Source organism: Psychrobacter sp. Ps1, assembly GCF_022129425.1.
Taxonomy (GTDB): Bacteria; Pseudomonadota; Gammaproteobacteria; order Pseudomonadales; family Moraxellaceae; genus Psychrobacter.
Map to the genome: position 1 here is coordinate 57,912 of NZ_JADQAN010000010.1, position 22,812 is coordinate 80,723.

General features: G+C 42.7%; 17 protein-coding genes. 8 read left to right on the forward strand and 9 right to left on the reverse strand.

Annotation, left to right across the window (positions count from 1 at the left end; translation table 11 throughout):
* Window positions 1–65 precede the first annotated feature (65 nt).
* From I3249_RS06820 to I3249_RS06830, 3 genes are all read right to left on the reverse strand, one after another.
* Window positions 66–866 carry a transporter substrate-binding domain-containing protein gene (locus tag I3249_RS06820; protein WP_238069235.1) on the reverse strand — a complete coding sequence of 267 codons (801 nt, stop codon included), beginning with the start codon at window positions 864–866 and terminating at the stop codon, window positions 66–68.
* Window positions 867–1,203: 337 nt separating this feature from the next.
* Complete coding sequence (locus I3249_RS06825) at window positions 1,204–2,001, reverse strand: ATP-binding cassette domain-containing protein (protein ID WP_057758311.1); 798 nt, start codon at window positions 1,999–2,001, stop codon at window positions 1,204–1,206.
* Window positions 2,002–2,348: 347 nt separating this feature from the next.
* Window positions 2,349–2,654 carry a hypothetical protein gene (locus I3249_RS06830; RefSeq protein ID WP_057758309.1) on the reverse strand — a complete coding sequence of 102 codons (306 nt, stop codon included), beginning with the start codon at window positions 2,652–2,654 and terminating at the stop codon, window positions 2,349–2,351.
* Between the two features lie 431 nt (window positions 2,655–3,085).
* Here I3249_RS06830 and I3249_RS06835 point away from each other — a divergent pair, with 431 nt between their 5' ends.
* From I3249_RS06835 to gltS, 4 genes are all read left to right on the forward strand, one after another.
* The gene (locus tag I3249_RS06835) at window positions 3,086–4,387 is read left to right on the forward strand and encodes a glutamate-5-semialdehyde dehydrogenase (protein ID WP_238069236.1); all 1,302 of its coding nucleotides are present in this window, start codon (window positions 3,086–3,088) and stop codon (window positions 4,385–4,387) included.
* 121 nt (window positions 4,388–4,508) lie between these two features.
* Window positions 4,509–5,261 (forward strand): ribonuclease domain-containing protein, encoded by a 753-nt coding sequence (locus tag I3249_RS06840; RefSeq protein ID WP_238069238.1) that lies wholly within the window; start codon window positions 4,509–4,511, stop codon window positions 5,259–5,261.
* Window position 5,262: 1 nt separating this feature from the next.
* The gene (locus I3249_RS06845) at window positions 5,263–5,712 is read left to right on the forward strand and encodes a barstar family protein (protein ID WP_238069240.1); all 450 of its coding nucleotides are present in this window, start codon (window positions 5,263–5,265) and stop codon (window positions 5,710–5,712) included.
* Between the two features lie 136 nt (window positions 5,713–5,848).
* On the forward strand, window positions 5,849–7,123 hold the full coding sequence (gene gltS / locus I3249_RS06850) for a sodium/glutamate symporter (RefSeq protein ID WP_238069241.1): 1,275 nt from the start codon (window positions 5,849–5,851) through the stop codon (window positions 7,121–7,123).
* A gap of 135 nt (window positions 7,124–7,258) precedes the next feature.
* Here gltS and I3249_RS06855 read toward each other — a convergent pair whose 3' ends face one another.
* The 4 genes from I3249_RS06855 to I3249_RS06870 all read right to left on the reverse strand — a co-directional run bounded on the left by I3249_RS06855 (window position 7,259) and on the right by I3249_RS06870 (window position 12,883).
* Window positions 7,259–8,767, reverse strand: a complete 1,509-nt coding sequence (locus I3249_RS06855) for an alanine/glycine:cation symporter family protein (RefSeq protein WP_238069242.1) — start codon at window positions 8,765–8,767, stop codon at window positions 7,259–7,261.
* Between the two features lie 436 nt (window positions 8,768–9,203).
* A complete protein-coding gene (glyA, locus tag I3249_RS06860) occupies window positions 9,204–10,460 on the reverse strand; it encodes a serine hydroxymethyltransferase (RefSeq protein ID WP_057758295.1) in 1,257 nt (418 codons plus the stop codon).
* 449 nt (window positions 10,461–10,909) lie between these two features.
* Window positions 10,910–11,410, reverse strand: coding sequence for a chorismate lyase (locus I3249_RS06865; RefSeq protein WP_238069243.1), 501 nt, complete (start codon window positions 11,408–11,410; stop codon window positions 10,910–10,912).
* Window positions 11,411–11,509: 99 nt separating this feature from the next.
* Window positions 11,510–12,883, reverse strand: coding sequence for a peptidogalycan biosysnthesis protein (locus I3249_RS06870; protein WP_238069244.1), 1,374 nt, complete (start codon window positions 12,881–12,883; stop codon window positions 11,510–11,512).
* A 607-nt stretch (window positions 12,884–13,490) separates the two neighbouring features.
* Here I3249_RS06870 and I3249_RS06875 point away from each other — a divergent pair.
* On the forward strand, window positions 13,491–15,710 hold the full coding sequence (locus I3249_RS06875; RefSeq protein WP_201578910.1) for an NADP-dependent isocitrate dehydrogenase: 2,220 nt from the start codon (window positions 13,491–13,493) through the stop codon (window positions 15,708–15,710).
* A 234-nt stretch (window positions 15,711–15,944) separates the two neighbouring features.
* Here the strand turns inward: I3249_RS06875 and icd are convergent, their stop codons facing one another.
* The gene (gene icd, locus I3249_RS06880) at window positions 15,945–17,204 is read right to left on the reverse strand and encodes an NADP-dependent isocitrate dehydrogenase (protein ID WP_238069245.1); all 1,260 of its coding nucleotides are present in this window, start codon (window positions 17,202–17,204) and stop codon (window positions 15,945–15,947) included.
* 438 nt (window positions 17,205–17,642) lie between these two features.
* Between icd and I3249_RS06885 the strand changes: the two genes are divergently transcribed.
* Both I3249_RS06885 and I3249_RS06890 read left to right on the forward strand, forming a co-directional pair.
* Window positions 17,643–18,257 (forward strand): pseudouridine synthase, encoded by a 615-nt coding sequence (locus I3249_RS06885; RefSeq protein WP_101205551.1) that lies wholly within the window; start codon window positions 17,643–17,645, stop codon window positions 18,255–18,257.
* 221 nt (window positions 18,258–18,478) lie between these two features.
* Window positions 18,479–19,342 carry a DUF305 domain-containing protein gene (locus tag I3249_RS06890; protein ID WP_238069246.1) on the forward strand — a complete coding sequence of 288 codons (864 nt, stop codon included), beginning with the start codon at window positions 18,479–18,481 and terminating at the stop codon, window positions 19,340–19,342.
* A 150-nt stretch (window positions 19,343–19,492) separates the two neighbouring features.
* Here I3249_RS06890 and I3249_RS06895 read toward each other — a convergent pair whose 3' ends face one another.
* Window positions 19,493–21,445 (reverse strand): PDZ domain-containing protein, encoded by a 1,953-nt coding sequence (locus I3249_RS06895; RefSeq protein ID WP_238069277.1) that lies wholly within the window; start codon window positions 21,443–21,445, stop codon window positions 19,493–19,495.
* 402 nt (window positions 21,446–21,847) lie between these two features.
* On the opposite strand from I3249_RS06895, the gene I3249_RS06900 reads away from it, so the two are divergent.
* A complete protein-coding gene (locus I3249_RS06900; RefSeq protein WP_057758283.1) occupies window positions 21,848–22,333 on the forward strand; it encodes a peptidylprolyl isomerase in 486 nt (161 codons plus the stop codon).
* Window positions 22,334–22,812: the final 479 nt, after the last annotated feature.

Sequence of the window (22,812 nt, forward strand, 5' to 3'; positions counted from 1 at the left end):
GCTTGGTTTTAAGCATTACTCGCATCAAACGTCACTTGTTCTAAGCATAGATCTTCAGTGAGTCATTATTGACCAAAGTTCATTTGCTCAAGACGTGCAAGCTCACCGTTACTACGGATTTCGCTTAATGCTTTGTCAAAGTCAGCTTTGAGTGAGTCACCTTTACGTACAGCAATGGCAATATTGTCATCGTTATCAATTTCATCACCAACGATACCGAAGCCCGCTGCGTTTTCTGCTAACCATGATTTGGCAGAAACTTTTTCGGCCAATACGGCATCGCTACGACCAGATTTTAGATCTAGATAGGCATTGTCATAGTTATCATACAACTGAACTGTGTTGCCTTCTTTGCCTTCGTAGTTATCCTGTAGATAAGCACCTGGTGTAGTAGAACGTTGACCACCAAGCGTTGCGTCTTTAATCGTCATAGGATCAAAACTACCATCCGTATTGGTCAACCATACCATCGTATTGGCAAAGTATGGCTCGCTGAAATCAACTTTTTCTTGACGCTCAGCAGTGATAGACATACCTGCGATCACAGCATCATATTTCTGTGCCAATAGACCTGGGATAATACCGTCCCAATCCTGTGCAACGATTTCACACTTGGCTTGCATTTGATCACACAAGGCATTGGCAACATCGATATCAAAACCTGCCAAGCTGCCGTCGGCGTTGGTGTAGTTGAATGGAGGGTAAGCGCCTTCGGTAGCGATACGAATGGTTTTACCAGTGGTTTCTGCTGCAGGGGCGTCAGCGTTGGTATCGGTAGTTTCATCGGCAGGTTGGCTACAAGCGCTCAACATCAATGCAGCAGTAACGGTCATCGATGACCACAATAGGCGAGAATTCGACATCATACGTTCCTTAAATTCTGATGGGTTTTACATAAGTTTTCGACAGGATTTTCTGACTTAGGGTTCTGATATTTTGTTCTCTGACGTCCCTGCCAGACAAGCAATATAGATAGCAGAATAACAGACAGCCGCGAGACGTGACGGCCTATAAACCTTTTGATAATACCTGAGTAAAATATCAAAAACAAACGTTTTGCATACTCATAGTTATCATTGGGCAATAAACAGTCAACAATGGTTACGTTACAGTGATTTTACATTTGGCAGGGCAAATGGTGGCAAACGTGTTGCCACCATCTGTATTAGACATGATATTAAGCAAAAAACTAATAATTAATAACTAAGTAGGACGATGTGATGCCATAAAGTCTTTAACGCGCTCAGAGGTAGGGTTATCAAAGACTTGCTCAGGTGTGCCAATTTCTTCAACCACACCTTGATGTAAAAAGACGACTTTGCTTGATACTTCACGGGCAAAGCGCATTTCGTGAGTAACGATAAGCATCGTACGTCCCTCTTCTGCTAGCTCGCGCATTACCGCAAGCACTTCGTTGACCAGTTCAGGATCTAGCGCAGAGGTTGGTTCATCAAACAATAGGACTTGTGGCTGCATAGCAAGCGCACGGGCGATTGCGACACGCTGACGCTGACCACCAGATAAGTTGGCAGGATAAGCATCTTTTTTGTCGAGCAGGCCGACTTTATCGAGCAGCTTTTCTGCATCGCTAATTGCTTGGTCTTTTTTAATCTTTAAGACCTGCGTTGGCCCTTCGATGATGTTTTGCAGAATGGTCTTATGCGGCCACAGGTTGAAGTTCTGAAAGACAAACCCGACGCGTGCGCGCAAGCTTTCTAATTGCTTCACGTCTGCTGCTTGTAGCTCACCTGATTTGGCAGGTTTTAGCATTAGCTCTTCATTACCAATCAAGATACGGCCATGATTGGGGTTTTCAAGAAGATTAATACAACGCAGCAACGTCGACTTACCTGAGCCAGATGAGCCCAAAATAGAGATAACATCGCCATCATAGGCAGTCAAGGATACCCCTTTCAATACCTCTAATGAGCCGTAGCTTTTATGGATGTCTTGTAAGTCTAGGGCGATAGGCCGAGTCGGGTTTTTTGCAGTATCAAGCATGGTTCAGCAGACTTCCAATAAATATGAGTGAAAACACGAATAAAATAAGAGCTATATCTATATATAGTACAAGCATCTAGAGGCATTATCGTAATATGCCTGATGAGGCAAAGAGAAAAATGCCATATTGTCTCTTATTACGCAGTAAAAAGGCAAATATTGTATTTAACCAACGGGTTAATCAGCTTCTAATAAACCGGAGTACAAAAAAGCCCAGACTGCATTTATCGCTCTGGGCTTTATTTTATCACTTTAGAATACGAGACGTTGTGTTATCTGATAACTGCCTATTTATAGTATGTGCTTAGTACATCTAATATGTAGCTAGTGCATTCTATAATATGCGATTAGTACGTCGATACATGCTCTGAGTCTTCAGTACCGTCCATCATATCCGCATCTTCTGCTGTCGCCACTGCCACATCATCGTTATTGGTAACGTCCATACCCTCATCATCGGCACTAGCAACGGCCACATCGTCATTGTCACTCGCTGTTGCACTTTCTTCTACAGAGGTTTGAGCGTCTACAGTAGTATCAGCGTCAGTTTCCATCGGTGTGTCGTCTTTTTTGCTACAAGCGCCTAATGCTAGAGCACCTGCTACCAAGCCAACCGTTAACCAATTTTTATAAGTTGTATTTTTCGTAGCCATGTTCGTTCTCCATCACTCATCATAATAAGATTAAGTACTATCTACTGATAGCCTTGCTGTTTTAATGCTTACTATACTGAGGATATCTCGCGGCTACCTTAGTATTTACAGCGCAATTCTGTTAAAAACACGTAAAGATATAGTGTAGTACTGATAACGCGATTATCTTAAATAAATACTGCTTAGCACGAGCAATATTACTCTGAATAAGCCCTTACAAGAGCGCTGCAAAGCGGATTCTGTTCACAAAATCATCTTTACTATCGTCTCAATCTGCTCTATGTTAAATAGCATAATGACCTATCGCTATTTCAGTAGGCATTCAAAACTTCTTTTTTTGCGACATTTTTCGCCTTTTTAGGTACTTTTACCTATATAAAACTGGGCGCTTTTAGTTATAAAAAACCTGTATCACATAAGGAAAATAATTTATGAGTCAATCGAATACTACGGATATTACGACCTATATGCAGTCTGTCGGCAAGCAAGCAAGAGCCGCTTCTCGCGCGCTGGCTGCTGCCAACACTGGCGATAAAAATTCAGCACTTTTGGCCATTCATGATGAGCTGGTCAATGCCAAACAAGACATCTTGGCTGCAAATAAAATCGATATGGACAACGGTCAAAAAAACAATCTTGATAGCGCACTCCTCGATCGCTTGGAGCTAAACGAAGCACGATTTAACGGTATGCTACAAGGTCTTAAAGACGTCGCTGGCCTTCCTGATCCAATCGGTGAAGTCACTGACATGACCTATCAGCCATCGGGTATTCATTTGGGCAAAATGCGGGTGCCACTTGGTGTGGTCGGTATGATTTATGAGTCGCGCCCTAATGTGACTTTAGAGGCTGCCTCACTGGCACTCAAATCAGGCAATGCTATTATCTTGCGCGGTGGTTCTGAAGCATTTGAATCTAACCAAGCGATTGCCAAATGTATCATTAAAGGACTTAGTCATACTGATCTATCGGAACATAGTGTACAAGTGCTACAAACGACCGATCGTGCAGCCGTTGGTGAGCTGATTACCATGACTGAATATGTCGATGTCATCGTACCACGTGGCGGTAAAGGTCTGATTGCGCGTATTAGCAACGATGCCAAAGTACCTGTAATTAAGCATTTAGACGGTAATTGCCATACCTTTATCGATAGTGATGCGGATCCTGAGATTGCGATTAAGGTCAGCGTCAATGCCAAAACGCATCGCTACGGCACTTGTAACACGATGGAGACGCTACTGGTCGATGAAACAGTCGCAGATGAGCTATTGCCTAAAATTGCAGAAGCCATCATCGTTGCTGATGACGCAATGCAACTACGCCTTGATGACAAGTCACAAGCTATCCTAAATGAAAATGCTAAGCTTAAAGGTCATCTATCAGCTGCCACCTCTGAAGATTGGGATACTGAATATTTAGCTCCTATCCTAGCGGTAAAAGTGGTCTCAGGTATTGATGAGGCGATTGAGCATATCAATACGCACGGCAGCCATCATACCGATGTCATCATCACTGATAACTATACCAAGTCGCAACGCTTTATCCGTGAAGTGGACTCGGCCAGCGTTATGATTAACGCCTCTAGCCGTTTTGCTGATGGTTTTGAATACGGTCTCGGTGCTGAAATTGGTATTTCGACAGACAAAATCCATGCGCGCGGCCCTGTCGGTCTCGAAGGTCTGACTTCACAGAAATGGATTGTTTATGGTCACGGCGAAACCCGTGCTTAATCATACTAGCATCGACTATCAAAACGAGTAATCAGAAACGTCAGCAATTATGCTGGCGTTTCTTCGTTTAAATCATAAATATTTTAGTCAATGCATTTAAATTATAGGGAGCGGTACGACTATGCAAAGTGGCAAGATTAAGCACTGGAATGAAGATAAAGGCTATGGCTTTATCGATGTAGATAATCAAAGTGAAGATGTGTTCTTTCATATTAGCAAAGCAAGACTGGCGAAGCCTATAACGGTTGGACAAAGTGTCTATTTTAACAGTGCCCGTAACGACAAAAATCAATTGAGAGCCACTGAAGTGACCTCATCTTCGTTGAGCCTTGACCAAGATACTGCATCAGATGTTCCAAGCTATACCCCTACTAATGCTAATAGAAATAGCAATCAACGCACTCGTAACTCAAATCGTAGCAGTCAAAACGGTAGACCCAATAAAAGAAGCTTAGGCTCTACGCTATTTAGCCTTATCGCTATCATCGCCGTCGCTTTCTATTTTTTTGGTGATTTAAATTCGACATTGTTTGCTGATAGCATCGAGTCGACAACGGTATCGCAAGACGTCACTAATAGTACGAGCCAAACCACTACTGCTGGTATAACGGGTGACGCACAGGTCGATAATACGATTGCGCTTATTCAGCAAGGCGGCCCTTTTCCGTATCCAAATAAAGATGGCACGACGTTTTATAACCGTGAAGGCAGACTGCCCGCCCAGTCACAAGGCTACTACCGCGAATATACTGTACCCACCCCTGGTGTCTCTCATCGCGGCGCACGGCGTATCGTCACAGGTGGTAACCCACCTACTGTCTATTACTTGACTATCAACCACTATGATAGTTTCCAAAGGCTACAGGTGCCTTAATATGAAACGAGCTGATATGAAACAAGCGAATACGGACAAAGCCGATATGAATCGAGAAAGTATGAACCAAGCAATCCACTACGTTAATCAAAGCCATGTTAATCAAGGCCACATTAACCAAAACGGTACAGCACTGGGTACTAGCATTCCTGCGCAGGCTGTTACTATAGCCGTAGGTGACACGCTCGAGAAAACTGAGTTATTGACGAGTTTGGCCAAGGCCTGTGACTTTCCTAGTTATTTTTCACACAACTGGGACAGTGCATGGGATTGTCTAACAGACAGTGAGGCAGTTCATTTAAGGCTTGATTTAACAGACGTCAAAAGGATAAATACTGAGGACTTCAATGTCTTTAAAAGCATCATTGAGGATGCCTTTAGAGAATTTGGCAAACCACAATTGTGGATCATCGTGCCATCTGAGGATGAAGCTTATAAGTTAGAAAGTTAGTCGTTGAAAGCCTATATTGCAAGCCCGACCGCCGATAGTCACCGATAATTATTCGTCATCATAGAAACCTGAATTCGAGATAAAGCCATATTTATCCCGAATTCAGGTTAATTTATTTTATAGAAAGGATTAACCTATGGAGATTACCTTAAACGGTTATTACACCCTGATATTGGCCACCTTAGTGCTGCTGCTTGGGCGGTTTTTGGTGCGGAGAGTCAAGTTTTTAGAAGACTTTAATATTCCAGAACCGGTTGCTGGTGGTCTGGTCGCGGCGATTGTTGTCTATGCTCTCAATATGGTTTGGGGATATAGTTTTAACTTTCATCAAGGACTACAGACCGCCACCATGTTGATGTTCTTTGCCTCCATCGGTCTGAGCGCTGATTTTAGTCGATTAAAAGCAGGCGGCACACCATTACTAATTTTTACTATCGTTGTTTCAGTGTTTATTGTATTGCAGGACATCGTTGGTGTGGCCATGGCAAGTGCATTGGGACTTGATCCTTTGCTCGGTCTAGTGACAGGGTCTATCGCTCTAACGGGTGGTCATGGTACAGCAGGCGCTTGGGGAATCACGCTAGAACAAGACTACGGTGTAGTCGGTGCGACTACATTGGGTATCGCGGTTGCTACTTATGGTTTGGTCGCGGGTGGTATCGTTGGCGGTCCTGTTGCCCGTCGCTTGATTAATCGACTTGGCCTAAAACCAACGCCAGCCAACCCTGATCCTAGCGATATCGAAAAAGTTGCTGGTGCGCAGTCGTTATATAGCACCAAACACGATGAGGAGTCTGCAGGTAGTAATAAAGATATCTTTGAAAGGCCTGATAGCATGCGCTTTATCACCGCTTCTTCTACTATCGAAACCTTGGCACTATTCGCAGGTGCTTTGGCTTTTGCCGATGTGATGGCCATCGTTGCTGAAGGTACATGGTTTGAGCTGCCTACGTTCGTATGGGCACTGGCAGGCGGTGTCATCATTCGAAATGTGCTGACGATGGTTTTCAATTTTGATATGTTTGACCGCTCGATTGATGTACTTGGTAATGCGTCTTTAAGTCTATTTTTAGCAATGGCATTGTTGTCTTTAAAACTTTGGCAATTGACCGACTTGGCAGGCCCTGTACTAATTATATTGGTTGTACAGACCATCATTATGATTATCTACGTTTACCTCATTACCTTTAAAATTATGGGTAAAGACTACGACGCAGCTGTATTATCAGCGGGGCATTGTGGTTTTGGTATGGGTGCGACCCCGACTGCAATTGCAAATATGCAGGCAGTCACTGATCGCTATTTGCCTTCACCTAAAGCATTCCTAATCGTACCGATGGTAGGTGCGTTCTTTGTTGATATCGTCAATGCCACGATATTGCAGATTTTTACGAAGTTGCCGTTTATGTAGGCTGATGCTGTTACAGATCAGAACTTAATAGCTATTTAGTAAATAACAAATGCCCACCATCGAAAAGCCCGCCAAGACACATCTTGGCGGGCTTTTTTAATTATCAAGTTATAATAGAATGTTCAATCAAACCTATTATTTATACTTTTTAATTTCGCCACTTTTCACACGAGCTATGAAAGAATTAACTTCTCTTTTCACAATTGGCATCAAGAAGTATAGGCCGATGATGTTAAAGATAGCCATAGCGAACAGAGCCGCATCTGAGAAGTCGATAACGAAGCTAAACTGTACGATGGTACCGATAACAACGAAGATTAAGAAGATAAGTTTGTATATCATCTCGCCGCCTTTACCTTCACCGAAGAGGTAAGTCCAAGCTTTTAGACCGTAATATGACCATGAAATCATCGTTGAGAAAGCAAACAACAATACTGCGACAGCTAGGAAATACTGGAAAATAGGCGCCGTTTCCATAAAGGCTGCACGGGTTAGATCCACACCAGTAAGCGCTTGGGTTTGTAAGTTTGCGGCAGTATTTACCCCAGAGATAGTAATAACAAGCGCCGTCATCGTACAGATAACAACCGTATCAATGAAAGGCTCTAATAGCGCTACTAGACCTTCAGTAGCAGGCTCTTTGGTTTTTACTGCTGAGTGAGCAATAGCGGCTGAACCAACACCCGCTTCGTTAGAGAAAGTGGCACGTTTCAAACCTTGAATCAATGCGCCAATAAAACCACCAGCCACACCAGCACCAGTGAAGGCACCCGATAAAATCTCGCCAAATGCAGCACCGATATGATTAAAGTTAGCAATTAGTACGATTACCGCCATAGTAATGTATAACAAGGCCATAAAGGGTACGACTTTTTCGGTAACGGTTGCGATGCGCGGCATACCACCAATGATAACCATACCGACTAAAAACGCTAAGCCAATACCAAAGAATACACTGTAGTCCGTTGGAATGCTAAAAGTAGAGCTCATGACTGCAAAGGCTTGGTTACCCTGGAACATGTTACCGGCACCAAAGGTCGCCAATATACACTTAAGGGCAAAACCAACAGCCAGAAACTTACCTAATCCGCCCATACCACGTTCAGCCATACCGCGGCTTAGGTAGTACATAGGGCCACCTGATACGACGCCAGATGGTAGTACCGTACGGTATTTGACACCTAGCGTACATTCTACAAACTTAGTCGCCATACCGAATAGGCCGACCATAATCATCCAAAAGGTAGCGCCAGGTCCACCAATAGCAAGCGCTGCACCAACGCCTGCGATGTTACCAAGACCAACGGTACCTGATAGAGCAGTAGCTAAGGCTTGAAAATGGCTGACCTCGCCTTCTTCTTTATTGGCGGAATTTGGATCGGTATATTTGCCTCTGACAATATCTAGAGACAAGCCTATTTGACGAAACTGAATAAATCCAAAGTAAAAAGTGAATACGAGTGCGGCAACTAATAACAAACCCACAATGAGGGGGAAGCTGACGTCTCCAAGAGGTACTGAAAAGAAAATAAGGTCGACGAACCAGCCAAATATATTGGCCATAAAGCCATCGAGACCTGCTCCAAATGCTGCTAAACCTGATTGTTCTGCTGCTTGCGCAAGAGTCGTGCTGAGTAATAGCATCGTTGCGACTAAAGATTATTTTTTCATGTAAATCCCTTTAGTGAAAATAACATTTATATAATTATTCAATCAATTACAGCGATACTAATACAAAGTGTAATTATTTATTATAATTTGTATTAGTATTATTACTAAATGTTCAATACTGACTATATACTAATATTTTTATATAGACAAAAAAATTTACACATTTTTCTTAATTAAACATCAACTTAGCTCTTTAAAACTAATAGCGAAACTCAGTCAAGCTCGCTACATTTATCGAAAAATGTCGGTAGTAATCTTCAGGTTAAATAACAGACTGAAATATAATTAAAAAGAGCTAAATAGCAATACTGATATAGGTTTGCGTTAAATACTCTAATATTTATAGAGAGCAATAACAAAAAAACCGCTAAGCAAAAGCTTAGCGGTTTTTTTATTACCATTCTAAAGTTTACTGATTTTTAGCATAGACTGGTAATTCTGCACAAATCGCTTCTACTTTAGCGCGTACTTCAGTAGCAACCGCTTCATCACCGCGACTGTCTAGTACGTCACAGATCCAACCTGCCAATTCACCCGCTTGTGCTTCGTTGAAACCGCGAGTAGTAATCGCTGGCGTACCGATACGGATACCAGAAGTCACGAATGGTGATTTTGGATCGTTTGGTACAGCATTTTTGTTGACAGTGATGTGTGCTTCACCAAGCCATTTGTCTGCTTCTTTACCCGTCATTTCTTGCTTAACGAGACTGATCAGCATTAGATGGTTTTCAGTACCACCAGAGATGACTTCATAGCCGCGCTCTTGAACCACTTTTGCCATCGCTTGCGCATTTTTCACTACTTGCTGCTGATACGTTTTGAAGTTATCTTCTAACGCTTCTTTAAAGCAAACCGCTTTTGCAGCGATAACATGCATCAACGGGCCACCTTGGTTGCCTGGGAATACAGCTGAGTTTAGCTTTTTAGCCAGTACTTCATCACGTGCCAAAATCATACCTGAGCGTGGGCCACGTAGGGTTTTGTGCGTCGTCGTCGTAACCACATCAGCAAAAGGTACTGGGTTTGGATAAACACCGCCAGCAACCAAGCCTGCAACGTGAGCCATATCGACCAATAGATACGCGCCTACTTCGTCCGCGATGTCACGGAAACGCTGCCAATCAACTACTTGTGAATATGCTGAAAAACCCGCGATGATCATTTTTGGCTTATGCTCACGCGCCAAGCTCTCTACTTGGTCATAATCAATCAGGCCAGTGCCATCTACCAATCCGTACTGTACGGCATTGTAGTTCAAACCTGAGAAGTTGATATGTGCGCCATGCGTCAAGTGACCACCCGCATCTAGGCTCATGCCTAGTACAGTGTCATTTGCTTCTAGCAATGCTAAAAATACGGCTGAGTTTGCTTGGCTACCAGAATGCGGCTGAACGTTCACATACTCTGCACCGAACAACTCTTTAGCGCGGTCAATAGCCAATTGCTCAACTACGTCCACATGCTCACAACCACCATAATAACGCTTTCCAGGATAGCCTTCTGCGTATTTATTGGTAAGGTCAGTACCTTGTGCTTCCATCACTGCTTGTGAGCAGTAGTTTTCAGAGGCGATAAGCTCGATGTGGTTTTCTTGACGAACGCTTTCTGCGGCCATCGCTTCAGCAAGTACTGGATCAAAATCTTTGATAGAAATATCTTTAAACATAGTGATGTCCTAAGTAGTGACTGTCATTAAAAAACGTCATTGAAAAGAAGCTTATAGCCTGCCCACAATAAAACAACTACTGCGTCAACGTCGCTCGAAGTACGCTTGATACCTCTGCACGCTGTTTTTCTGCAGTCTGTTTTATGGTCTGACCCTTATTGTGAATGGAGTCTATTAGCAAAGATTGAAATAAGAATAAATACAGGCGACTGACCTGTTATTAACTTGACTGATTCGTCAATAAAATCGATGTACATTTGCATCGATATCATCGCGAAAGATTAAGTGTAACATGAAAATTTGTGCTGTGAGCGCAAAAAAACCTCACCTTAAGATGAGGGAATTAAATGACTATATAACACAGATAAATAGCCAATAAAATAAAGGATTTACCCGCTGAATTTTTTCTCTTACTTGCACTTTTATGCTGTTTTAGGCATAAAATATTTTTAAATGTGGCTAGATAAAAACGCAGGTAGGAACGTTTCACTGATCATTATCTTACGACCATTCCAGTCATAACGCGTTTGTCGTTGCCAACCGTTACTCGTATGACTGATAAAACGCTCATTTGGCAAGGTACGGCGACGCTTAAATAAAACGTAGCCGATAGGTGTGTTTTTCAGATGCTGAAGACGACGCGACTGACCTTTTAAACTGTTTAAAGGAAAGATACTCTGTGCTTGCACCCATGGCATTTCATCATTGCCATATAGCTGCACTTCCCGTATCCATGCCAGCATTGGACGATTTAGCATCATGCCTTGTATACCCAGCTGCTTTTTTTGACCTAGAGTCAGCGAACGATAGCCTTCAAAGCTGCGTTTTACGCGCAGCGGCTGCCCTGCCTTCTCTTCTAATATAGCAGTGAGAGAGCCTTCAGCATTTAACCAAGGTAAGAGTTCAGTAGGAGGTAGGCCACTGGTAGAACTAAAAGAATTGCTGGTCATAGTTTATGGCTAGTATTTTTTATAGGATGTTTGATAGTTAAAAGGTGCTTGCAGATAAAAGCAGAGTGAGTCACAGCTGATTACCGTTATGAACCAATGCTATGAGTCACTATCATCAAATTCAGGCATATTGTCAGCATTAAAAGGCAGAGCTTCAAAAGCCTGCTGACGATACTGCGCCATATGCATCCGATCTCTAGCACAAAAATCGCCAATCGCCGGTACAAAACGCGGATCATAGATACGGTGGATAGAATGTGTCGTCGTTGGGACAAAACCACGTACTAGCTTATGCTCGCCTTGCGTACCAGGATCAAAAGATATCAATCCTTGCTCAATAGCAAACTCGATACCTTGGTAATAACACAGCTCAAAATGCAAGCTGTCATATTCACCGAGCGCACCCCAGTAACGACCATATAAGGTGGCATTATTATCGCCACCAACATTGTCACCATCAGCCTTGTCGCTATCAGGTCTGTCATATAAGAACAAACTACTCGCGATAATCTCACCACTGGCGTCGAGTGCTTGTGCAAGCATTATATGCTCAGGCATGCTCACTGCCAATGCCATAAAAAAATCTATCGTCAAATAAGGTTGTTGTCCGCGTACTGCATAGGTCATCACATAACAGTGATAAAAAGCCTTCCAATCAGCATCGCTAATAGCATCGCCGCATTTTCGCTGGCAAATAATGCCTTGCTCGGCAACTTTACGGCGCTCAGCCCGAATGGTTTTACGCTTTTTGGCTTTTAAGGTCATCAAAAACGCATCAAAATCTGCAAATGGCTTACTGTCATTAAGTAAGTCTTTGTTTTGCCATAAGAACTGGCAGCCTTGACGCTCAAATATCGGTAGCTCAATAGCAGCTGACTCTACGCCATTTTCTTGAGCCGCTATCGCAAGCTCTACATCAATTTCAGTTGGCATAGATGTGGTGACGATAGAGGCAAGCTCAGGTGTCACAAACAGTCCATGCCAGCTTGAGGCACCCACTTGTTGAGCGATATCATCGATACCTGCGATGGCTGTTTTGAGAATATCTTCATTTAAGGTTTCACCTTTTGCCAACCAAATTCTTTGACCGGTAATCGGTGTATATGGTGCGCTAGTGACCAATCGCGGATAATAATCAACGCCATAGCGTGCATAAGCTTCAGCCCATGCATGATCAAATACAAACTCACCACGATGATGACCTTTTATAAACACTGGCATGACGGCCACAGGTTGCAATGCATTTTCTGCCGCGCTGTCTACTAAGGTATCGGTGCTATCTTCACTATCGGCATAGTCTGTGACACGATGTACCAAAATAAATATCGGTAGCCACCCTGCCTGCTCACCAATGGCTCCGGTGTCAGTCAGCGCTTGCCAAAAAGCAAATGACATAAAAGGGGTATCTGGCGTCTGCCACTCTGTTTGGCTCTGCCAGCTGGCATCATTAATCAGCGCATACTCTAAACTCATATTCACCGTCACTATTATAATCGCGATATATTTATCGATAACCAATCTATTGATGACCTAGACTAGCAAATTTTTACGTCATTGCTGTCACAATTTGCAAAAACTTATCCGCACCCAATAGAAAACCACCAACGATAACGCGGGTGGTTTGTAAGAATGCGCTCATGGGCAGTAAGATCAATATAAAACGTCATGAAAAAACAGTAGTTGTATGGAAAAGATGATATCGAAGCCGATGACTGGTAGAATAAGGTTGTTATTAGCTTAGTATAATTCGAAACCATAGGATACGAGCTAAAACAGTATACTTAGTTCATGGTATACGATTGACATCCTATCGGATTTATAGTGGATTGATTATAATGTAGCGTCAGTGATTTATTTTTAGGCAGTTTTGCACCGACCGTTAATGTGTTGCCTTTAAATGCTTTTTTCATGAATATTATTAAAAGAAAATGTCTGACCTGTCTTAAAAATTTCTAAGAAGCTACATATGAAGTACTTGTTCTAACCATATCATGGATTATTGCATAGTATCATTGACGCATATTCAACACTATATTTGAGCTTTATTATTAACTACAGCCTAAAGGAAGATCTAACTAAAATGTCAAAAATTATTTATACAAAAACTGACGAAGCCCCAGCGCTGGCGACTCTGTCGTTCTTACCTATTGTCGAAGCATTCACTAAAACGGCAGGCGTTGAAGTTGAAACCAGCGATATCTCTGTTGCAGCGCGTATATTGGCCGAATTCCCTGAATACTTGACCGAAGAGCAACGTGTTCCTGACAACTTAGCTGAGCTAGGTCGTCTGACTCAAGATCCAAATACTAACATCATCAAACTGCCAAACATCAGTGCTTCTGTACAGCAGTTAAAAGCTGCTATCAAAGAGCTACAGAGCAAAGGCTATGCCATCCCTAACTTCCCAGAAGATCCACAAACTGACGAAGAAAAAGAGCTACGCAAGCGCTATGGCAAAAGCTTAGGCAGTTCAGTGAACCCAGTACTGCGTGAAGGTAACTCAGATCGCCGCGCGCCTAAAGCAGTTAAAAACTATGCACGTAAGCATCCACACTCTATGGGTGAATGGAAGCAATGGTCAAGCACGCACGTATCACACATGCATGGCGGCGACTTCTACGATGGCGAGCAATCTATGACATTAGATAAAGCTCGTACAGTACGTATGGAGTTGTTACTTGATGACGGTACTCAAAAAGTATTAAAGCCTAAAATTGCTTTGCTTGATAAAGAAGTCATCGATCTGATGGTCATGAGCAAAAAAGCACTATTAGAGTTTTATGAGCGTGAAATGGAAGATTGCCGCGAAGCTGGTATCTTGTTCTCGTTACACGTGAAAGCAACCATGATGAAGGTCTCGCATCCTATCGTCTTCGGTCATGCAGTTAGAATCTACTATAAAGAAGCCTTTGAAAAACATGGCGCATTCTTTGATGAGCTAGGTATCAACGTCAACAACGGTATGGCTGACTTGTACGACAAAATTGCCACTTTGCCAGCCTCTCAGCGTGAAGAGATTGAGCGCGACTTGCATGCGTGTCAAGAGCATCGCCCACGTCTGGCCATGGTTGACTCTTCAAAAGGTATCACCAACTTCCATTCTCCAAGTGATGTAATCGTTGATGCTTCTATGCCAGCGATGATTCGTTCAGGTGGTAAAATGTGGGGTGCTGATGGCAAAATGTATGACTGTAAAGCCGTCATGCCAGAGTCTACCTTTGCGCGTATTTACCAAGAAATGATCAACTTCTGCAAATGGCATGGTAACTTTGATCCAAAGACCATGGGTACCGTTCCTAACGTTGGCCTAATGGCTCAAAAAGCTGAAGAATATGGCTCGCACGACAAGACTTTTGAGTCTAGCGATGCTGGTATTGCACGCATCGTCGACATTGATACTGATGAAGTGCTACTCGAAAAACGTGTTGAGAAAGGTGATATCTGGCGCATGTGTCAGGTTAAAGATGAGCCTATCCAAGACTGGGTAAAACTTGCCGTACGCCGTGCTCGTGAATCAGATACGCCTGTTATCTTCTGGTTAGACCCATACCGTCCACATGAGAACGAGCTAATCAAAAAAGTTAGAACGTATCTAAAAGATCATGATACTACTGGCTTACATATCGAGATTATGTCTCAGGTTCGTGCGATGCGTTATACCCTAGAGCGCGTTGCTCGTGGTCTAGATACTATCTCTGCGACTGGTAACATCCTACGCGATTACCTAACTGACTTGTTCCCTATTCTAGAGCTAGGTACCAGTGCCAAGATGCTATCAGTTGTACCATTAATGAAAGGCGGCGGTTTGTTTGAAACTGGCGCTGGTGGTTCTGCACCAAAGCATGTTGAGCAGCTGACAGAAGAAAACCATCTACGTTGGGATTCACTTGGTGAGTTCTTGGCCTTGACGGTATCTTTGGAGCATTTAGCAAACAATGACAACAATGCTAAAGCTCAAATCTTGGCAGACACGCTAGATACAGCAACAGAAAAACTGCTACTAAACGATAAGTCGCCATCACGTAAAACTGGCGAGCTCGACAACCGTGGTAGCCACTTCTATCTAGCGATGTACTGGGCAGAAGAGCTTGCAGCGCAAGATAAAGATAGCGAGCTAAAAGCGCAATTTACACCATTCGCGCAAAAGCTAAAAGAGAACGAAGAAGCCATCGTTAAAGAACTTAACCAAGCTCAAGGCAAGCCAGTAGACATTAAAGGCTACTACTATGCTGATGAAGAATTGGCTAAGAAAGCAATGCGTCCAAGCGCTTTGTTTAACGAGACTTTGGCATCGCTATAATTTTAAGCAACTGCTCTTAAACAATTAAGCCTAATCTCTTTTGGTTTTTATACCTAGCAGCGATTAAGCAAGTTTAAGTCTTAGTAAAAAACACCTCAACCGTCTTAGAACGTTGGGGTGTTTTTTTGTGTTTTCTAAAGTCTTTATAAAGAGTGAAATAATAAAAGCCGCCTATATAAATAGGTGGCTTTTAATACATAGTAATAAAATAGAATGCTTAGAGTTTAAATAGTCTTAGGCTTCCATATGCTTAATAATCGCCTTACCAAACTCAGAAGTACTCAGTAAGGTAGCATCTGGCATCAGACGCTCAAAATCATACGTGACTGTTTTATTGGCAATCGCACCTTGGATACCGCTAATGACAAGATCAGCTGCTTCCGTCCAGCCCATATCACGAAGCATCATCTCAGCAGACAATATCAGTGAGCCTGGGTTTACTTTATTCTGACCAGCGTACTTGGGCGCAGTACCGTGCGTCGCTTCATAAACAGCAATCGCGCCGCCTTTGTTTGCACCAGGCGCGATACCAATACCGCCTACTTCAGCCGCCAAGGCATCAGAGATATAGTCACCGTTTAGGTTAAGCGTTGCTACTACAGAATAATCTGCTGGACGCATCAAAATCTGCTGCAAGAACGCATCAGCGATGACGTCTTTAATAATAATATCGTTACCCGTTTTTGGATTTTTCATGGTCATCCATGGACCGCCATCTAATAACTCTGCACCAAAACGCTCTGCTGCCAGCTCATAACCCCAATCCTTAAATGCGCCTTCAGTGAACTTCATGATATTGCCTTTGTGCACTAGGGTCACATTTGGCAGATCATTATCAATGGCATGCTGAATCGCTTTACGTACTAAGCGCTGTGAGCCTTCTTTCGAAACTGGCTTGATACCGATGCCGCAGTCTTCAGGGAAGCGAATACTGGTTACCCCCATCTCATCTCTTAAAAAATTGATAACTTTTTTGGCATCATCACTGCCCGCTTTCCACTCGATACCCGTGTAGATGTCTTCTGTATTTTCACGGAAGATAACCATATCCGTCAGCTCTGGATGCTGTACTGGGCTTGGTACGCCCTCAAACCAGCGCACGGGGCGCTGACATACGTATAGGTCAAGGTTTTGGCGTACCGCGACGTTTAATGAGCTAAAGCCACCACCCACTGGCGTGGTCAATGGACCCTTGATACTAATGACATAGTCTTTTAGAATCTCTAGCGTCTCGCTTGGCAAATAGTCGCCGTCATATACTTTCGCTGCTTTTTCACCAAGATAAGTCTCCATCCAAATGATAGACTTCTTGCCGTGATACGCTTTATCAACTGCAGCATTGACTACTTTTATCATGACAGGCGTGATATCTATGCCGATCCCATCACCTTCCACAAACGGAATAATCGGATGGTTAGGAACATTTAATGTTAGATCTGCGTTTACGGTTACTTTTTCGCCGTCTCTTGGCACGATAACCTTATCATATGACATCGATGATACTCCTTGGTTGTATGTTGGACGTCGCAAGCGAACTAGACACTTTGTTATGATAACCGTTTTATTATAGTTATAACGCTCTGGGTGCTTATCGGTTAAGCAAAGCTTTGATGAGTACGATACTTGCAACATTGGTTTGAACGATATGAAAATAGCTCGAAGCTAAAAAAATTAAAATAAAAACCCAAATAATGATTGTCGCTTACAGATAGTGGATATTTCTCTATTGAAAATATAAATACCACTATCAGAGTGAGGATTTAGGATAACAGCAAATTTATACAAGCGCTGTCCTACTTTTGTAGCAGGTCATGTAACATACAGCACATATAAATATATCGCCTTTAGTCTTGTCGCTTAATACTAGCTCTGCATTACAAAACATACGCTACAATGATTCATTGTCCATCAAAAACTAGGAAACACCGTTTTATGTCTACTTCTAGTCTCATCTTATTCAATAAGCCTTACGGGGTGCAAAGTCAGTTTAGAGATGACAGTAATAACGATCACACCACCCTATCGCAATACTTTACTGACAAGGCTTTGCGAGTTGCTGGTCGGTTAGATGCTACTTCAGAGGGCTTGCTGATTTTGACCGATGATGGTCGAGTTAATAAAGCAATTACTCATCCGCCAAAAGCCAATGCAGGGCGCAAACAAGGTAAAACTTATTTAGTGCAAGTAGAAGGAACCCCTACTGCTGAGCAACTCAATAAGCTCAAACGTGGCGTGGTTTTAAAAGATGGTAAAACGCTACCTGCTGAGGTCAAACACGTCAGTGAAAATGAGCTACCGATGGTACTCTGGCAGCGCAATCCGCCAATACGTGAGCGTAAAAGCGTACCGGACTCATGGCTAATGCTGACAATATATGAAGGTAAAAATCGCCAAGTTAGACGTATGACAGCGCATGTCGGTCTGCCTTGTCTGCGTTTGATACGTTGGTCAGTGGCAGGATTTGAGCTAGGTGAGTTAGCTGTTGGGGAGTTTGTACGCGTTCATCTAACTAGCGAACACTGTCGTCAGCTAGGTATTTCTAGCTAGTTTAGATAGTTTTAAGTTTATATATTGTTGATTAGTTCACACTGTTTGGCTATTTAGCTGTTTAGCCCCTAATATAAAGCTCTGACACTAATATATTACGACCTGTTAAACATAGTGTCTCGAATGGGTAAGGTTTATCTGCTAACATTCAGCACGTAATTGATTATGTATAATAGGTATTATCCATTTATCGTTTGGTTTTTTCACAATAGGGATATGTCATGATTGCTTCTCGTCGTTTTCTTTCGTTGGTCACTAGCATTTCTGCGGCGCTTGTATTGAGTGCCTGTCAGCCAACGACAGAGGACAGCCAATCAAATCCTGCGGAAGAAACCTCACCGCCAGTGACTGATATGCCACATGCTGAGCATGACGATATGGCAGACGATACTCTAACAAATGACAGCGATAATAATGTCATTGATGAGTCTCAAATAAGCGATATGCTCAGAGACTATACGAGATCGATGACTAGAATGCATGATGAGATGATGATTGGGATAGGGTATAACGATCCTGATACCGCTTTTGCTAAAGGCATGTTGGGACATCATCGCGGCGCGGTAGAGATGGCAAAAATAGAACTCAAGTATGGCACTGACGAAGCGATGCGCCAGCTTGCTCAAGACGTCATCACGGCACAGCAAGCTGAAATCGATGTCTTAAACAAGTGGCTGGCTAGCCATCCTGATGCGGCCAAACCTAAGCCAAATACTGTGGCAATGCAGCAAGCATATGCTAAAAACATGGAAAATATGCATGGCGAAATGACTTTGGGTGTGGCTGATCCCGTACCTGATATGGCATTTGCACGCGGCATGCTACCGCATCATATTGCCGCTGTTGATATGGCAAAAGTTCAGCTCGAATATGGGACAGATGAAGAGATGCGTCAGTTAGCTCAAGACGTCATTGATAACCAGCAAACTGAAATTGATGTGATGAAAAACTGGATTGCTGCGCTTGAGGCTGCAAGTAGCAACGAAGACGATAGCTCTGTAGATGAAAACATTGAGCATGAAACTACCGATAATAAGAATCCAGATAACTCAGATAATCTAGATAACAGAGCTAAAGAGCAGTAAATGTATATCTCTCCAACCTCTGACCTATCGAGCATTTAAGTTGCTTGGATATATCTAAAATATTAAAAGTGATTTAAAAAACCCTCTTCTAAGCAGTATTGCTCGGAAGAGGGTTTTTTGTATGGAAAGGTATTTTATATAGCATCGAGGCTATCGTTTCATAACATTAAGCCATGTCTCCCAACCTGCCTCACCTTTTAATTGCTCATTATCATTCTCTAGCGTCTTATCTCCTTTTGCTAAGCATAGGCTTACTTTATGAGGAGGTACTGCTCCAGTCATGCCAGTTGTCTCATCTCGCGGCTTCACTTTAGTTATCGTTTCGGGTTGAACCTGAACACATATCAGCTCATCACGGCGGAACAAATAACATTCAACAGGATGCGCTGTATTAACCAAGGTGGTAAGTTGTTTCGTATCTGCTTTGATGCCGTCAATCGCGATAATAACGTCATGTGCTGAAATACCAGCCCTAGCGGCAATACTACCTCGCATCACACGATTTACCTTGATCCCAGTTGGCGTCTCATTACATCGCATACCCCAAGGCACATGCTTGTCTGCCGTTTCTTTAGTATTCGCCTGTATTTTGACACCATTTGCAATGAGCAACGCTTCAATTGGCAGCTCTTCTACCCCGTTGACATAACGGCGCTCAAAATCTTCCCATTCTGCTAGCGGCATAAACTGCTCAATGACGGAGCCCATGTCAGCACTACTGATACCAATTCGCTTACTGTCGTTCTGCTTGGCCTGAGTATAAAAAGCTTTGACCACATCGAACAAACGATAACGACCGTCACTATTTTTGAGTAAGATTAGGTCCAAACATAGAGCGACCAACGCGCCTTTATTATAGTAACTGATACCCGCATTGCCTGTATTTTCATCGGTGCGATACAGTTTAATCCAAGCATCAAAACTCGACTCTGCCACGCTTTGATTACCACGCCCTGGAGTCTGGTAGTAGCGATTGATTTGCTCGGCTAGCAGTCGCAGATAATTGGCTTTATCAATCACACCTGACGCTTGCAACATAAAATCATCGATATAAGACGTAAAACCTTCGAATACCCAAAGTAATGGTGTAAATGCCTCACGGCGCAAATCGACATCAATCATGACATCAGGACGTACCGTCTTAACCCACCATGAATGAAAATACTCATGACTGCATAAGCCTAAAAACCGCTGATAATCTGTACTTGGTAACTTTGGTTCATTGGCATTTGGCAAGTCATTGCGCGGGGTAATAAGGCTAGTAGAGTTGATATGCTCAAGCCCACCATAGTCTTGACCGCTGGCAAAGGTCATAAAGGTATAATCGTTAAATGGCGCATCGCCTAACCAATCTACGTAGGTCTGACAAATCTGAGTAATATCCTGCTGCAAGCGACCTAGATTGGCATTCTGCTTACCCGACAGATAAAAACTATGATGTAGCGTCTGATGCTCATTATCATGAATGATAAAATCAAACTTTTCTTGTTCAGCGATTTCAAATGGATAATCAATCAACTCGTGATAATTCGTTGCCTGTAACTTATAAATGTGCTGACAGTTCGCTTGCTGACGGCCTTTTTGCTGTTGATCAATCTGCAGGTGCGTAGCGTCCAAACCACAGGCCAACAGTACTTTGCTACTTTCTTTGTCTGCAAAAAATGTCTCAGGCACAATCAAGCTAACTTGGACAGGCGCTTGCTCTTGCCCTTCGACGGCTAGCGCAAGTGAAGTGAAATTGCCATAAAGTCGTTGCTGATCGACATAGGCTGTACGCACAGACAAGTCATAGCAATAGACTTCGTACTCAACGATGACCGTCTGCCCTGCTTGCACAGTTGGCAGCTGCCATGTATTTTTGTCTATTTTTTGCGCGCGATAAGTCTCTGGTTGCTTGTCACTATCCGCTGTTTGAGTTTCTAGTACTTGATAATGTACCGCAGTGATGTTTCGAGCAAACTCACGCATCAGATAACTTCCTGGTATCCACGCTGGTAACCAAAGCTGCAGCGCATCGGATACTGCTGTAAAGCTCAGGGATACATCGACCAAATGCTCGTAAAAACGGGTAAAATCAAAATGATAGCTTATATCAGCTATCATTTTAGCCTTAGTATCATCATGATTGGTTGAAACATTGCTCGCTGGTTGTTTGGTAGTGGTATTGGCAAATGCAGTCATCGTATCTCTCGTCCTTATTTTTATAATTATGCTAGAAGTCCTACTCTAAAAAAGCAACTCCTAAACCATGAATAGCCAATAGCTATGCCTTAACTATAGAAAATAGCAGTTATTATTGTAAATTGTGGCATTAATTGGCATTTTTTATGTTTTTTGCCTTGAAAGTTATGTGAGCCATCTCAATTAAAGATGCTAACTGCTAAAGTTACTTTAATAAACTGATGATAATTGACTAATGACGTGGCCTTTTGGCTTGCAGATTGGCTTTTTTAGGTTTATTGCAACCGTATTTAATTTTTTACATAGATATATTTAGGATATTTTATGACTACTATCGCAAAAGACACTGCCGTCAAATTCAATTACACACTAAAAGACGACGAAGGCAATATCCTTGACCAGTCACCAGAAGGTCAGCCACTTGCTTATCTACATGGTCACAGCAACATTATCCCAGGCCTAGAAGCACAATTAGAAGGTAAGTCTGCTGGCGAAAAAGTTAATGCAGTCGTTGAACCTGCTGATGGCTACGGCGAATACCAAGAGCAAGCAGTACAGCATGTACCACGTGACAACTTCCAAGGCGTTGATGACATTCAGCCTGGTATGCAGTTCCAGTCAGAAGCTGGCGGCCAAGTAATGTTGGTTACTGTGACTGCTGTGAACGATCAAGAAGTGACTGTTGATGCAAACCATCCATTGGCTGGTAAGCGTTTGACATTTGATGTTGAAATCCAAGAAGTACGTGCAGCAACTGAAGACGAACTAAACCATGGCCATGTACATGGTGCAGGTGGCGTTGAGCACTAATCTCTTTTAGAGTATAGTGAAAATAGTTAGATGATAAGTTATTAAATTTATTCTCTAATCTAAAAGGTCAGTAGCCGATAAGGTTACTGGCCTTTTTTATGCTTATCTCATGGTAAGTTTTGAATTAATGTAGATGTGCTCATCTATGAACTGACTACTAATTCCGTATACAGTGCTGCTCAATTTAAATACTATCTACTTAGAAAATCCGCCACAAAAATTACTAGTCTCCAGACGTAACAAAGCCGCATAACGACAAGCGTCATGCGGCTTTTATTACCAACCATCCATGTTAGCGTTACGTGATACCTAATCCCGGGGCATCTCATAACTGACAGGCATCCAGCCTTATCATCCTTAATCAGCAAACTACTTATCCCTAGTGCGACCTTTAAGATACCAATCCCTAGTATCAATGAACCGTTTCGTTCAATCGTGCCGTATAGTTATAGTCGCAGATTGACCCTTCGTTGGTAAGA